Here is a 13,028-nt window from a genome sequence, read left to right on the forward strand (position 1 = left end):
GCGTGGTGTTGTTGATTCGAGGATCATCCTTGCGATGTACGGAGGATGAGACGGGCGGGCGATGACGGAGCGGGGGCGCCGTTCGTAGCGTGGAAGGCATGGAGATCACGACCACCGACCTCGGGCTCGCCGCCCGCGTGCAGCATCTGAAGAAGTCCTACGGGGCGGGCGAGGGCACCGTCCACGCACTCGACGGCGTCAGCGTCGGCATCCGCCGCGGCCAGTTCACCGCGATCATGGGTCCTTCGGGATCCGGCAAGTCGACGCTCATGCACATCATGGCCGGTCTCGACTCGCCCACCGAGGGCCGCGCATGGATCGGCGACACCGAGATCACCGGCCTCGGCGACCTCGACCTGACGATCCTGCGCCGCCGCAGGGTGGGCTTCATCTTCCAGGCGTTCAACCTCGTGCCCACGCTCGACGCCCTCGGCAACATCCTCCTGCCCTTCGAGCTCGACGGGCGCCGTCCGAGCGCGATCGAACGGGCGCGCATCGACGGGCTCATCGAGACGCTGGGACTCGGCTCCCGGCTCGGACATCGCCCGCATCAGCTCTCCGGCGGCCAGCAGCAGCGCGTGGCGATCGCCCGCGCGCTCGCCACCGCGCCCGATCTCGTCTTCGCCGACGAGCCGACCGGGAACCTCGACTCGGCCACCGGCCGCGAAGTGCTGCAGCTGCTGTCGGCCGCCAGCCGGGAGCACGGCCAGTCCATCGCGATGGTGACGCACGACGCGATCGCGGCGAGCCACGCCGATCGCGTGCTCTACCTCGGCGACGGCCGCATCGTCGCCGATCATCCGCGGCAGAGCGCCGAGCAGATCGCGGCGTACATGCTCGCCGCGGAGGTGCCGGCATGACCGTCGTCACGGCATCCCTCGTCCCCGACACCTCGCGGACCGGACCGCGTCTCGGATGGCTGCGCGACCGCGGCATGGGCGCGAGCATCCTCGTCGCGGCGCTCGCCTCGGCCTTCGGCGTCGTCCTCGTGGAGGCGACGGCCTACATCGGCGCGATGCTGACCTCTGACCCGTACATCGGCGACAGCGGCACGCTCGCGGTCGTCGTCGCGATCCTCTCCGTGCTGCTCATCGGCGTCGCGCTCTACGTCGCGGCGATCGTCACGGCGAACACCTTCTCGACGATCATCGCCGGCCGCACCCGGCGGATCGCGCTGATGCGGCTCATCGGCGGTACAGCGCGCTCGCAGCGCATCGAGGCTGCCAGGCAAGGACTCGTCGTGGGCGTCCTCGGCGCGATCGCCGGCGTCGTCGTCGGCATCGGGATCACGGCGGTCGGCATCGTCGTCGCCGACCGCCTGCTCGGTGCGATCGAGGAGTTCTCGCTCGTCCAGCCCGCCGTCCTCATCCCGGCGATCGGCGTCGCGCTGACCACCTGGGCCGCGGCGTGGGCGGGTTCGCGTCGCGTGCTCGCGGTCACGCCGCTGCAGGCGATCGGCGGCTCCGTCGAGCGCAGCCATGAGGACGCCGCTGGTCGTCCCGCACGTCATGTCGGAGCGTTGATCCTCGTGATCCTGGGGGTCGCGCTGCTGGTCTTCGGGATCCTGGCGGGGCTGGTCACGCCCCTCGGCGTCGTCATCGCGTTCTTCGGGGGACTGCTGTCCTTCACAGGGCTCTCGCTCGGAGCGGTGCTCGTGATGCCGCCGGTGCTGCGTCTGGTGGGGCGTCTGTTCGGACGCTCCGCGACAGCCAGGCTCGCGGCGGAGAACGCGCTGCGGTATCCGGAGCGGTCCAGCCGGATGGCGATCGGCGTCGTCATGGGCGTGACGCTCGTGACGATGTTCGCCGTCGCGCTGGAGTCGGTGAAGGCGCTGCTGGCCAAAGCCGCGGGCGGCGAGCTCGATCCGCAGTTCTCGGCGATCATGGACGGCTTCGCGGCCGTGATGATGGTCCTCGTCGGCATCTCCGCGGTGATCGCGGCGGTCGGGCTCGTGAACCTCCTCACGATCGGCGTCGTCCAGCGCCGCCGTGAGCTGGGCCTGCTGCGGGCGATCGGCCTGTCGAACAGGCAGGTCAGATCGATGATCCTCCTCGAGGCCGTGCACATCACCGTCACGGCGACGCTCACCGGTCTCGTCCTCGGGGTGCTGTACGGCTGGATCGCGGCGCAGTCGCTGCTGGGGTCGGTGCGGATGCCCCCGCTCTTCGAGGCGACGGCGGGGATCGTCGCCCCGGCGGTGCCGTGGGTCCCCGTCGCGGTGATCGTCGTCGCGACCGCGGTGCTGACACTCGTCGCGGCCGCGACGCCGACGCGCCTCGCGACCCGCGTCGCCCCGGTCGAGGCGCTGGCCGTCGACTGACGACAGCCCTTCTCGGGCGCTCATGGGCCGGCAGCCTCGTGAGCCCGTGGTCTCGTCGCGGTGGTGCTGCGCGACAGCGCCGTAGGGTGGAGGGATGCCGCATCCGTTCGACCAGTCCGCGTATCAGGTCCGTCTCGAATGGGGCGTCGAGGGTCTTCGAAGGCTCGCGTCGGCCGATGTGGTGGTCGTCGTGGATGTGCTGCGGTTCTCCTCGATCGTGACGGATGCCGTCGCCGCCGGCCGCACTGTCGAGCTCGACGATGCGACCGGCTGGTCGCTGAACGGCGCGACCGGCTGGTCTCTGAACGGCGCGGCCGTCGTCGCGGCGGCGCTCGGCGCGGAGACCGTGCTGGTCGGCGGCATCCGCAACGCCTCGGCCCTCGCGAGGGCGGTGCTCGAGATCCAGGACCGCCGGCGGCAGCGCACCTCGGTCGCGGTCATCGCGGCGGGGGAGCGGACCCCGGACGGCGGACTCCGCTTCGCCGTCGAGGATCATCTCGGAGCGGGCGCGATCATCGCCGCGCTCAGCGATCTCGGCATCGACCACACCTCGCCCGAGGCTGCGGCAGCGTGCGAATCGGCCAGGGGGCTTCGCCGCGCGCTGCGGCATCTGCTCACGGCATCCGGATCCGGCCGCGAACTGGCGGACGGCGTCGCCGCGACGGGGCGCATCGAGGCCTCCGGGCTGGTGCCGACGACGGTCGCGGATGCTGCGGAGCTCGATGCGACCGCCGTGGTGCCCGTCCTCCGCGACGGCGTCTTCGTCGCCTTCACCTGAGCCGGGTCGCGCTGCCGCCTTCCGTGTTGCGCTGCTGCCTTCTGCGTTGTGCTGCTTTTCTCCGCCCGTGCTGCGTGTTTCTCAGCAGCGCATGCATATAAGCGCCGCGCGACTCCGGAATGAGCAGCGTAAACGCGGGCAGGAGCAGGCAGGGTCAGGGAAGGGGGCGGGGCGGAAGAAGAAACAGGTGGGAGGCGGGAACAGGTGAGAGACTGGGAGGGGCTACGGGCATGGTGCAGCAGCGGAGCGGATGCTCCTACGGCGCCTTCGCCGCCTTCGCCTGAACTCCATATCCCCGCTGTTTCCTAGGCCGCGCTGCTGTTCCCTGGGCGCGCTGTTCCTGTGACGCGCTGTTGCTTCCTGGGGTCGCGCTGTTGCTTGCCTGGTCGCGCTGCTGTTCCTGTGACGCGCTGCTGCTTTTCCGGGTCGTGCTGCCGTCTTCTGTGTCGCGCTGCTTTTCCCCGCGTGCGCTGCGTGTTTCTCAGCAGCGCACGCGTGAAAGAGCAGCGTGGGTCTTGGATGAGCAGCGCAGGCCTGGGGATGAGCAGCGCAGGCCTGGGGATGAGCAGCGCAGGCCTGGGATGAGCAGCGTGGGTCTGGGATGGGCAGCGCAGGCCTGGGATGAGCAGCGTGGGTCTGGGATGGGCAGCGCAGGCCTGGGATGAGCAGCGCAGGTCTGGGATGAGCAGCGCGAGTGCGAGAGGGCAAACCACCGAGCAGCGCGAGCCTGGGAGGGCGGACCACTCGGCAGCGCGAGTATAGGCAAACCCGCCGGGCGCGCCTCAGCGCGGCGTCTGGGCGGCGAGTCGCGTCGCGGCGGTGATCTCGCGGCGCGTCCATTCGAACTCGAACCGCGGATCGAAGGTGCGGGAGCATTTCGCGCAGCTCGTCGCCCGTGAGGGACGACGATGCCGATACGTCACGTGCCCCGCGGGGCACCGGCCGACCCAGGGCGCGAGCTCGGTGGCCGTCTCGCCGTGGTGGGTCGTGCCGCCGACATAGCCGAGCTCGCGTGCGACACGCCTCCATGCCTGCCCGTGCGCGGCCTGATGGCCGGCCAGCGCATGCGCGACCTCGTGCAGCAGCACCTGATGGATCTCGTCATCCTCGAAACGGGCGGCGAGGTAGCGCGAGACGGTGATCCGCTTCGCGCGGTAGTCGCACTGCCCGGCACGCCGCTTCGCGCTGTCGAACCCGAACGACCACGTGTCGTCCAGATGCATTCGGATGAGCGCCTCGCCCCAGATGCGCACACGGTCCAACTCCGCCATGTCTCCAGGCTAGAACACCCCGGAGACATCCCGGCGCGGATGCGGCTCAGCTCGCGACGGGCTGCGCCACGCGACGGCGCTCGACCGCCTCGATCGCGAGCAGGACGGTCTCCAGGTCGGCATCCGCAGCACCCGCCTCGCGGCGCAGGAACAGGGACTGCTTGAAGCTCTCCTTGGCCTGTTCGAGGTCGCCGGCGTCGTAGGCGTTCTTGCCGCGATGCTGGTGGGCGAACGCCCCGATCGAACCCCAGCGCTGCCCCTCGGCCTCATCGGCGCAGGCGGCGAGCTCCTGATCGGCCGCGGCGTGTGCGCCTCGGAACTGCAGGATCGTGGCGTGCAGGACGCGAGCGCGGAGGACGTCCTTGCGGGTTCCGGCCATGCGCGCCTGCCGCACGGTCTCCTCCGAGAGGGCGAGCGCGTCGTCCAGGCGATCGAGCACCTTCAGCAGCCAGACCCGCTCGAGCATCGCGGGCAGGCTCCGCTGCCCCTCGATCTCCGTCAGGCGCTCGGCGCATTCTGCGAGATCGACCACTTCGCGAAGGGTCTCGGGGTCGTACCCCCGGATGAAACTCATGTGATCTCCCTTCCGCACACTGCCTTTCCAGTCTGCCTGCCGCGGGACGTGCTCTCCGGGCGGCACGCCCCGGACGCCGGGATCACTGGCCGAAGGTCGACCCCGCGGGCACGGAGGTCACCGGCGAGTGCAGCGTGTCAGCGGAGGAAGATCGAAGCGTCCGGTTTGGGCGAGGCGGTGGCGTCGGCATCCGTGACGATGCGCGCCCCCTGCGCGAAGGCGGCCACCTCCGCGCCCTGGGCGATCTTGGCCGGATGCGGGCCGGCGGCCAGCATCCGCGGGAGCCACTCGGTCGGCAGCGTCGAGGCGGACGCCGCGATGACGAGATTGCCGAACCTCCGTCCCTTGAGCACCTGGGTGTCGGCGAGGACGGCGACCTCCGGCAGGACGGCTCCGACGGTCGCGACCTGACGCCGGGCGAAGGCGAGTCCCGGTCCGTCGGCGACGTTGACCAGCAGTACGCCAGCGGGGGCGAGCAGAGCCGACAGCTCCCGGTAGAACTCGACGCTCGTCAGATGCGCGGGGGTCTGCGCCCCCGAGTAGACGTCGGAGACGACGAGGTCGCAGGCGCCGGAGAGAGGGTCGGGGAGCCGCCGGACTCCCTCCCTGGCGTCGCCGATCCGGATCCGGATGGACGCCGAGCGCGGCAGGGGCAGATGCTCCCGCACGAGCGCGGCCAGGGGCGCCTCGAGCTCGATCACCTGCTGGCGCGATCCCGGGCGGGTCGCCTCCACGTAGCGGGGGATGGTCAGGGCGCCGGCGCCGAGGTGCACGGCGGTGAGCGCCTGCCCCTGCTCGCGCAGCTGGTCGATCACCGCGCCCATCCGGACGACGTACTCGAAGTGCAAGTGCGTCGGGTCGTTCAGATCGACGTGCGACTGCGGTGTCCCGTCGACGATCAGTTCGAAGCCGCTGGTGAACTCGCTCGGCTCGATCGTCGCGACGCCGCCGTGATCGAGGCGCGCGCGGGGGTGCTCGACGTCGCGTCCCCGTGCTCTTCCCATGCCCCCAACCCTACGTGTTACGGGTGTGTGACGATCTCGGCGAGGATTTGCAGGTATTTTGTTAGTCGTGGATACTTTTTCCTGATCGGCCTGCAACCCCGTGCAGTCGAGGCAGTTTTCAACGAGGAGATGTACCCGATGAAGAAGCGTATTCTTCCGGTTGTGGCGCTCGGCGTCACGGCAATGCTGGGCCTGGCCGCGTGCTCCGGCGACGGCGGCGGCGGTGCGGACGGAGAGGGCCAGACCCTCAGCGTGTGGATCATGCAGGGGACCAACCCCGACTCCACCGCGTTCCTGGACGAGGTGGCCGACGCCTTCAAGGAGCAGACCGGCGCGACCGTCGAGTTCGAAGAGGTCCAGTGGGCCGACGCGCACGACCGCTTCGTGACCGCGATCGCCGGCGGCACCACTCCCGACATCGCCGAGACGGGCACCACCTGGACGGCCGAGTTCGCCGACGCGGGCGCGCTGCTCCCGATCGACGAGTACGTGGACGGCGAGGACGGTCTGCGCGACGACCTCGTCGACGGACTCGAGGTCGCAGGAACCTACGACGACGAGCTCTACGGCATGCCGTGGTACGCCGGCGTCCGTTCGATCATCTACCGCGCCGACGTCTTCGAGGAGCTCGGGCTCGAGGCGCCCAAGACCTGGGACGACATCATCGCCGCGGGCGAGGCCATCAAGGCCGCCCACCCCGACATGCTGCCCTTCCCCGTGCCCGGCGACGCCGAGTTCCAGGTGTACCCCTGGGTGTGGGGCGCCGGCGGCGAGGTCGCCACGCTCGACGGCGACACCTGGACCAGCGAGCTGGACAGCGCAGAGTCGCAGGCGGGCATCCAGTTCTACACGGATCTGGCCACGAAGCACGGCTTCTCGTCGGCCGGCGCGACCACGTGGAAGGAGACCGACCTCCGGGACGCCTTCACGCAGGGCAACGTCGCGATGATGCTCTCCGGCTCGTGGACGCCGAACTCGATCCTCGAGACCGCTCCCGACCTCGAGGGCAAGCTGGGCGCGGCGGTCATCCCCGGCCAGGACGGCGGCATCGCGCCGTCGGTGCTGGGCGGCTCGCACCTGTCGATCTTCAACACCACGAAGAGCGCGGACCTCGCCTGGGAGTTCGTCGAGCTCATGACCACCGGCGAGTTCGCCGAGAAGTGGGCCGATGAGACCGGCTACTTCCCCGGCGTCCAGTCGGCGATGGAAGAGGCGCTCGCCTCGACCGACCCGCTGGTCGCGCCGTTCGCCGAGCAGATGGTCGACGGCGGAGCATCCGTGCCGGTGACCCCGAACTTCGGCGCCGTCCAGGCGAAGAAGACGACCAACGCGATGATCCAGTCGATCCTCAGCGGGCAGAAGGACGTCGCGACCGCGACGAAGGATGCCGCGGCCGAGATGACCGAGCTGCTCAACCAGTAACGACCAGTGAGGCAGTAACCCTTCATGTCGATGGTGCAAGCACCAGTTCCGACCACCACGGAGGCGGGGCGCAACACCCCCGCCTCCGTGGCCGGAGGCCGCAGAGGCCGAACCCTGACCTGGGCCAGGAGCCGCCCATGGCTCCTGCTCGCCCCCGGGCTCATCATCCTCGCGGTGCTGATGCTCTGGCCGCTCGTCCAGGTGTTCATCTACTCGCTGCAGGACTACGGGCTGCGGCAGATCAACACCGGCGAGACGAATTTCATCGGGCTGGACAACTACGTCGAGGCGCTGACGAACTCCACCCTGTGGACCGTCGTCCTGCCCAACACCGTCGGCTTCGCCGCCGTCTCCGTCTTCGCGACGGTCGCCGTCGGCACCCTCGTCGCTCTGCTGCTGCAGCGCCTGGGCACCGTGTGGCGCACCATCGTCTCCAGCTGCATCATGGTCGCGTGGGCGATGCCCGCCGTGACCGGCACCTACGTCTGGACCTTCATCTTCGATGCCGACCGCGGCATCTTCAATACGGTCCTCAAGGACCTCGGACTCATCGACCAGTCCGTCAACTGGTTCACGAACCAGTGGTCGTTCTACGCGATCGTGCTCTTGAACGTCGTGCACCACGGCTTCCCGTTCGTGGCCATCACCGTGCTCGCCGGTCTCCTCGGCGTCTCGAAGGAGATGCTCGAGGCTGCGGCCCTGGACGGCGCGAACGCCTGGCGGCGGTTCTGGAGCATCGTCTTCCCGACTCTGCGGCCGGTCTTCTCGGTCGTCATCATCCTGTCCACGATCTGGGACTTCAAGGTCTTCGCCCAGGTGTATCTGATGCCGGGCGGATCCGGATCGAACCGATCCGTCCTCAATCTCGGCGTCTGGTCGTACGTGGAGTCCTTCGGACAGAACCGCTACGGCTTCGGCGCCGCGCTCGCCGTCCTCCTGACCCTCGTGCTGATCGGCATCACGATCGTGTACATCCGCTCGCTCATGAAGGAGGACGAACTGTGAACCCCCGTCCCTCCGCCCTCTCGCGCCTGGGCATCGGGATCGGCGTCGCCGCCGTCCTGGTCTTCACGCTCTTCCCGGTGTACTGGATGATCTCCAGCGCCTTCGACAAGAAGGCGTCCAGCGGCGGCCAGTCACTGCTGCCCCAGGAGTTCACCTGGGACAACTTCGCCTTCGTCCTCACCGAGGGCGGCTTCGGCACCTACCTGCGCAACTCCGCGATCGTCGCGCTCGTGACGGTGCTCGTCAGCGCCCTCGTGTGCCTGCTCGCCGCGGTCGCCGTCGCGCGATTCCGCTTCCGGTTCCGCACCACGATCCTCATGCTCATCCTCGTCGTGCAGATGGTGCCGCTCGAGGCGCTCGTGATCCCGCTGTTCCTCCAGGTGAAGAGCCTCGGGCTGCTCAACAGCATCCTCGGCCTCATGGTCGTGTACGTCGCGCTGTCCCTTGCGTTCGGGATCTGGATGCTGCGCGGATTCGTCGCCGCGGTGCCCGTGGAGCTCGAGGAGGCCGCCTACATCGACGGCGCGAGCTGGTGGCGGATGTTCCGCTCCGTGCTCCTCCCGCTGGTCATGCCCGGCCTCGTCGCGACGAGCATCTTCAGCTTCATCACCGCGTGGAACGAGTTCATCTTCGCCATGACGATGCTGGGCGGGGCGAGCGATCAGTACACCGTCGCGATCGGTCTGAAGTCGTTCTTCGGACTGCACTCCAACGACTGGGGCAGCATCATGGCGGCCTCCACGATCATCACGATCCCGGTCATGATCTTCTTCGTGGTCGTGCAGCGCAGGCTCTCGGCCGGCCTCGTCTCGGGGGCGGTGAAGGGATGAGCGACGAGCTGATCCGGCTCGCGAACGGCGTGCTCTGGCCCGGGTTCCTCGGAACCGAGGCGCCGGAGTGGCTGCTCGCCGAGCTGCGCGAAGGCCTCGCCGGCGTCGTGTACTTCGCCCAGAACGTGTCGGATCGCCTGCCGGAGCTGAGCGCCGAGCTGCGCGCGGCCAACCCGGACGTCCTGATCGGAGTCGACGAGGAGGGCGGCAGCGTCACGCGCCTCGAGGCGGCCGCCGGATCGACGCTGCCCGGGGCATGGCAGCTGGGCGTCGTCGACGATACGGCGGCGAGCCGTGCCACGGGAGGCGAGCTCGCACGTCGCGCCCGCGCGGCGGGGATCAACGTCGTGCTGGGCCCTGTCGCGGACGTCAACACCGATCCGCGCAACCCCGTCATCGGGGTCCGCTCGTTCGGGGCGGATGCCGCGCTCGTGTCGCGGCACGTCGCCGCCGTGGTCGAGGGCCTACAGGGCGGCGGCGTGGCGGCGTGCGTGAAGCACTTCCCCGGCCACGGCGACACCCACGTGGACTCCCACCACGCACTGCCGGTGATCGAGGTCGATCCCGAGGAGATCGCCTCGGTCCATCTGGAGCCGTTCAGGGCGGCGATCGCCGCCGGCGTGGATGCCGTGATGACGGCGCACATCGTCGTCCCCGCCTGGGGCGAGGCGCCGGCCACGCTGAACCCGCGCGTGCTCGGGATGCTCCGCGAGCTCGGCTTCGGCGGAGTCGTCATCACCGACGCGCTCGACATGGCCGCCGTGCGCGAAAGCGTGGGGATCGGCGGGGGAGCGGTGCTGGCTCTCGCCGCCGGGGCGGACCTGCTGTGCATCGGGAACCCGACCAATCCGGGGGCGGCCGCGCACCCGGATCAGGACGAGCGCGACTTCCTCGCCGCCCGGGACGCGATCGTCGCCGCGCTGCGCGACGGCACGCTGTCCCGCGATCGCGTCGCCGAGGCGGGCGAGCGGGTGCGCACGCTGGCCGGGAAGCTCGCGGCCGCGGAGCCTCAGGTGGATGCCGGCGAGGAGGTGCGGTCGATCGTGCGCCGCGCGATCCGTGCCGTCGGCGCGGTGGATGCCCCGGCATCCGCGCTGGCCGTCGTCGATGCGCGACGACGTTCGACGCTCGCCGTCGACAGCGCCGCCGACTACGTGGCGGCAGGACTCGCGAGCGATGACTTCCGGGTGCGGCTCGACCTGGCCGCGGCGTCTCCGGATGCCGTCGCCGCCGCCCTGGACGCGGCCCGCGCCGCGGGTGGACGCCTCGCGCTGCTCGTGGATCGTCCGGAGACCGAGCAGGCCCAGCGCGATCTCGTCGATCGCGTCGCGGCGAGCGATCCCGGCGCGGTCCTCGTGAACGTCGGTCTTCCGGCGGGCGGCCGGCTGCCCCTGCCGCTGCTCGAGGTCGGCGCCGCGAGCCGGATCTCCGCCGAGGTCGCCCGCGAGGTCCTTCTCGAGCGCTGGGGGAGGTCCACTCCCTCTGCCTCGTTCGTCGAGCGGGTGCCCTTCGCCGCCGTTCGTTGAGCGAGCGGAGCGGGTCGAAACGGGGTTTGTGCTGGGGGCGTTTCGACTCGGTCGGCTGTGCCGTCCTCGCTCAACGTGCGGGCAGGGGGTCGCTGCGCGGGTCTTTTCTTCTCGTTCGTCGAGCGAGCGGAGCGAGTCGAAACGGGGTTTGTGCTGGGGGCGTTTCGACTCGATCGGCTGCGCCGTCCTCGCTCAACGTGCGGGTGGGAAGGCTTCGGCTGCGCCGTCCTCGCTCGGCGAGCGGGCACGGAAACCGCCCGCGCCGGCCGTCCGCGCTCAGGCGGTCAGGGCGGCGGCGACGGCATCCTCGACCGTCGGCGTCCGCCACGCGAAGCCGTCCGCCCGCAGGCGGGCGGGTTCGACGCGCTGGTCCGCGAGCAGCAGCTCGTCCGCAGCTCGTCCCATCGCGGCGCGCAGCGCGAACGCGGGGAGCCGGAACAGGTGCGGTCGGTGCACGGCGCGTGCCAGCGCTGTCGTGACATCCTTCGAGATCGCGGTCGCAGGGCCCGTGAGGTTCACCGGACCGGATAGCCGCGACGCGGTCGCGAGGTGCAGGATCGCCCGTGCCTCATCCTCCAGCGAGATCCACGGCCAGTGCTGCCGCCCGTTCCCCACGGTCGCCCCCAGCCCGAGCCGGGCGGTCAGCAGCAGCGGCTTCAGCGCGCCGGATCCCGCGAGCACGAGACCCGTCCGCGCGTGCACGATGCGCGTGCTGCCCGCCGCGGCCGCGGTGGAGGCCTCCCATGCGGCGACCACGTCGGAGAGATATCCGCTGCCGCGGGGCGCGCTCTCGCTCAACGTCTCGCCCTGGCGGTCCCCGTAGATCCCGACGGCCGACGCCGACACCCAGACCGACGGCGGCGTCCGGCTCGCCGCGATCGCCCGCGCGATGGTCGTGGTCGCCGTCACGCGGCTGCGGAGGATCTCCTCTCGGTAGCCGCGGGTCCAGGGCAGACGGGACAGGCTGGCGCCGGAGAGGCTGATGACGGCATCCGCCTCATCGACCGCGCGCTGCGGAATCTCGCCGTCCGCGGGATCCCACCTCGCCTCGTGATCCCGAGAGGGTGCGCGTCGCACCAGCGCGCGGACCTCATGATCCCCGGCGGCATGACGGGCGACCTCCGAGCCGATCAGGCCGCTCGCGCCGGCCAGCAGGATCCTCATGTCCGGCACCCTACCCGCCGTTCCCTGTGCGCGTCGCCCTAGTCTGGAGGGATGCCGCGCACCCTCGTCCTGCCGTACGTCGCCGCCACGATCCCGGAGCGCGCGTTCGGGCTCTTCGCGGACGAGACGATCCAGCGGTGGGCCTCGGCGGAGCGGTCCGCGCGGAGCCCGGAGATCGTCGCGGTCGTCGACGGCGACGAGTGGCTCTGCGCCGCCCTCGTCTCCGCCCGCACCGGTTCGGCCTACCTGAAGATCGTCGACGCGGCCGGCGACAGGGCCCTCCTGATCGTCGCTCTCATCGAGCTGGCCGGCTCCCGCGGACTCGTGCAGGTGAAATGGGAGGGCTGGACGGTCGATGCCGTGGATGCCGCCGCACTCGGCTTCGCTGCGCTGCGTCCACCGCTGGAGAGCGCGATCGGTACGGACGAGCCTGAGAGCGGATACGTCCGCTGGCTCGTCGACGCAGAGGTCGCGGAGCCGCCGTACTACCGGCAGACCGAGAGCTTCACCTGCGGCGCCGTGGTCTCCCTCATGGCGCGGACCAGGACGGGCGAGGAGACCTTCGACCGTGCCGCGGAACTCGCGTTCTGGCGCACGGCGAACAACTTCCCCGCCTGCGAGCCGGTGGGTCTCGGCGTCGCCGTGCGGCGCAGGTGGCCGGCCGCCCGCGTCCGCATCTCCCTCGACGCCGCGCGTCCGGTGATGGTCGGGCATCTCCCCGAGGCCGAACAGGAGTGGCGTGCGGTGCTGCAGCGCTCCTCCCGCGCGGATGCCGTCGCCCTCGGCCTCCCGATCGAGGAGCGCCGTATGCCGATCTCGGAGATCCGGGAGGCGATCGCCGAGGGGGAGCAGGTGCTGCTCGCGCTGTCGCTGGAGAGGATGCAGGGCTTCGCCGTGCCGCACTGGGTGCTCTGCCATGCCGGTGTGCCAGGAGCGATCCTCGTAGAGGACCCCTGGGCCTCCGCCGCCACGGGCGACACCTGGGTCGATGCGCACCTGCTTCCGATCGCCGACGCGTCGCTCGACGACATGGCGGCGCTGGAGGAGGACGGGTACCGGGGCGTCGTCCGCATCGGCTGAGCGATCGAGGGGCTTTTACCGCAGCATCCGGGATTGGTCAAGGATCCGACTGGA

Annotated in this window: 12 protein-coding genes; 8 read left to right on the forward strand and 4 right to left on the reverse strand. The window is 70.5% G+C overall.

Translation table 11 applies throughout. The features are described 5' to 3' along the window. Window positions 1-98 precede the first annotated feature (98 nt). The 3 genes from ACYVGQ_RS12385 to ACYVGQ_RS12395 all read left to right on the forward strand — a co-directional run bounded on the left by ACYVGQ_RS12385 (window position 99) and on the right by ACYVGQ_RS12395 (window position 3,098). The gene (locus tag ACYVGQ_RS12385) at window positions 99-860 is read left to right on the forward strand and encodes an ABC transporter ATP-binding protein (protein WP_460784947.1); all 762 of its coding nucleotides are present in this window, start codon (window positions 99-101) and stop codon (window positions 858-860) included. Continuing rightward, window positions 857-2,320, forward strand: coding sequence for an ABC transporter permease (locus ACYVGQ_RS12390; protein ID WP_460784948.1), 1,464 nt, complete (start codon window positions 857-859; stop codon window positions 2,318-2,320). Before ACYVGQ_RS12385 ends, ACYVGQ_RS12390 begins: the two co-directional genes overlap by 4 nt. Before the next feature lie 94 nt (window positions 2,321-2,414). Next, window positions 2,415-3,098: a 2-phosphosulfolactate phosphatase gene (locus tag ACYVGQ_RS12395; protein WP_460784950.1), complete on the forward strand. Its 684-nt coding sequence runs from the start codon at window positions 2,415-2,417 to the stop codon at window positions 3,096-3,098. Window positions 3,099-3,880: 782 nt separating this feature from the next. Here the strand turns inward: ACYVGQ_RS12395 and ACYVGQ_RS12400 are convergent. From ACYVGQ_RS12400 to ACYVGQ_RS12410, 3 genes are all read right to left on the reverse strand, one after another. Beyond that, window positions 3,881-4,369, reverse strand: coding sequence for a SprT-like domain-containing protein (locus ACYVGQ_RS12400; protein ID WP_460784951.1), 489 nt, complete (start codon window positions 4,367-4,369; stop codon window positions 3,881-3,883). Window positions 4,370-4,415: 46 nt separating this feature from the next. Further along, window positions 4,416-4,943 carry a hypothetical protein gene (locus ACYVGQ_RS12405; RefSeq protein ID WP_460784952.1) on the reverse strand — a complete coding sequence of 176 codons (528 nt, stop codon included), beginning with the start codon at window positions 4,941-4,943 and terminating at the stop codon, window positions 4,416-4,418. A 137-nt stretch (window positions 4,944-5,080) separates the two neighbouring features. After that, window positions 5,081-5,947: a spermidine synthase gene (locus tag ACYVGQ_RS12410; protein WP_460784953.1), complete on the reverse strand. Its 867-nt coding sequence runs from the start codon at window positions 5,945-5,947 to the stop codon at window positions 5,081-5,083. A 138-nt stretch (window positions 5,948-6,085) separates the two neighbouring features. Here ACYVGQ_RS12410 and ACYVGQ_RS12415 point away from each other — a divergent pair, with 138 nt between their 5' ends. Genes ACYVGQ_RS12415 through ACYVGQ_RS12430 form a run of 4 tightly spaced genes read left to right on the forward strand, consistent with a single transcriptional unit; the run spans window position 6,086 to window position 10,730 of the window. Beyond that, on the forward strand, window positions 6,086-7,369 hold the full coding sequence (locus tag ACYVGQ_RS12415; protein ID WP_460784954.1) for a sugar ABC transporter substrate-binding protein: 1,284 nt from the start codon (window positions 6,086-6,088) through the stop codon (window positions 7,367-7,369). Between the two features lie 24 nt (window positions 7,370-7,393). Further along, window positions 7,394-8,374, forward strand: a complete 981-nt coding sequence (locus ACYVGQ_RS12420) for a carbohydrate ABC transporter permease (protein WP_460784955.1) — start codon at window positions 7,394-7,396, stop codon at window positions 8,372-8,374. After that, window positions 8,371-9,204 (forward strand): carbohydrate ABC transporter permease, encoded by an 834-nt coding sequence (locus tag ACYVGQ_RS12425; RefSeq protein WP_460784956.1) that lies wholly within the window; start codon window positions 8,371-8,373, stop codon window positions 9,202-9,204. The genes ACYVGQ_RS12420 and ACYVGQ_RS12425 overlap by 4 nt, the downstream gene beginning before the upstream one ends. Next, window positions 9,201-10,730 carry a glycoside hydrolase family 3 protein gene (locus ACYVGQ_RS12430; RefSeq protein WP_460784957.1) on the forward strand — a complete coding sequence of 510 codons (1,530 nt, stop codon included), beginning with the start codon at window positions 9,201-9,203 and terminating at the stop codon, window positions 10,728-10,730. Before ACYVGQ_RS12425 ends, ACYVGQ_RS12430 begins: the two co-directional genes overlap by 4 nt. 276 nt (window positions 10,731-11,006) lie before the next feature. Here ACYVGQ_RS12430 and ACYVGQ_RS12435 read toward each other — a convergent pair whose 3' ends face one another. After that, window positions 11,007-11,894 carry a TIGR01777 family oxidoreductase gene (locus ACYVGQ_RS12435; protein WP_460784958.1) on the reverse strand — a complete coding sequence of 296 codons (888 nt, stop codon included), beginning with the start codon at window positions 11,892-11,894 and terminating at the stop codon, window positions 11,007-11,009. Window positions 11,895-11,945: 51 nt separating this feature from the next. On the opposite strand from ACYVGQ_RS12435, the gene ACYVGQ_RS12440 reads away from it, so the two are divergent. Beyond that, a complete protein-coding gene (locus ACYVGQ_RS12440; protein WP_460784959.1) occupies window positions 11,946-12,974 on the forward strand; it encodes a peptidase C39 family protein in 1,029 nt (342 codons plus the stop codon). The last annotated feature ends 54 nt before the right edge of the window (window positions 12,975-13,028 follow it).

This window comes from Microbacterium tumbae (genome assembly GCF_054780175.1).

Bases quoted from the DNA above. Each gene is read 5' to 3' on its own strand.
- ACYVGQ_RS12400 (WP_460784951.1), bottom strand. From the start codon at position 4,369: ATGGCGGAGTTGGACCGTGTGCGCATCTGGGGCGAGGCGCTCATCCGA.
- ACYVGQ_RS12440 (WP_460784959.1), top strand. From the start codon at position 11,946: ATGCCGCGCACCCTCGTCCTGCCGTACGTCGCCGCCACGATCCCGGAG.
- ACYVGQ_RS12430 (WP_460784957.1), top strand. From the start codon at position 9,201: ATGAGCGACGAGCTGATCCGGCTCGCGAACGGCGTGCTCTGGCCCGGG.
- ACYVGQ_RS12415 (WP_460784954.1), top strand. From the start codon at position 6,086: ATGAAGAAGCGTATTCTTCCGGTTGTGGCGCTCGGCGTCACGGCAATG.
- ACYVGQ_RS12405 (WP_460784952.1), bottom strand. From the start codon at position 4,943: ATGAGTTTCATCCGGGGGTACGACCCCGAGACCCTTCGCGAAGTGGTC.
- ACYVGQ_RS12390 (WP_460784948.1), top strand. From the start codon at position 857: ATGACCGTCGTCACGGCATCCCTCGTCCCCGACACCTCGCGGACCGGA.
- ACYVGQ_RS12395 (WP_460784950.1), top strand. From the start codon at position 2,415: ATGCCGCATCCGTTCGACCAGTCCGCGTATCAGGTCCGTCTCGAATGG.
- ACYVGQ_RS12385 (WP_460784947.1), top strand. From the start codon at position 99: ATGGAGATCACGACCACCGACCTCGGGCTCGCCGCCCGCGTGCAGCAT.
- ACYVGQ_RS12435 (WP_460784958.1), bottom strand. From the start codon at position 11,894: ATGAGGATCCTGCTGGCCGGCGCGAGCGGCCTGATCGGCTCGGAGGTC.
- ACYVGQ_RS12410 (WP_460784953.1), bottom strand. From the start codon at position 5,947: ATGGGAAGAGCACGGGGACGCGACGTCGAGCACCCCCGCGCGCGCCTC.
- ACYVGQ_RS12420 (WP_460784955.1), top strand. From the start codon at position 7,394: ATGTCGATGGTGCAAGCACCAGTTCCGACCACCACGGAGGCGGGGCGC.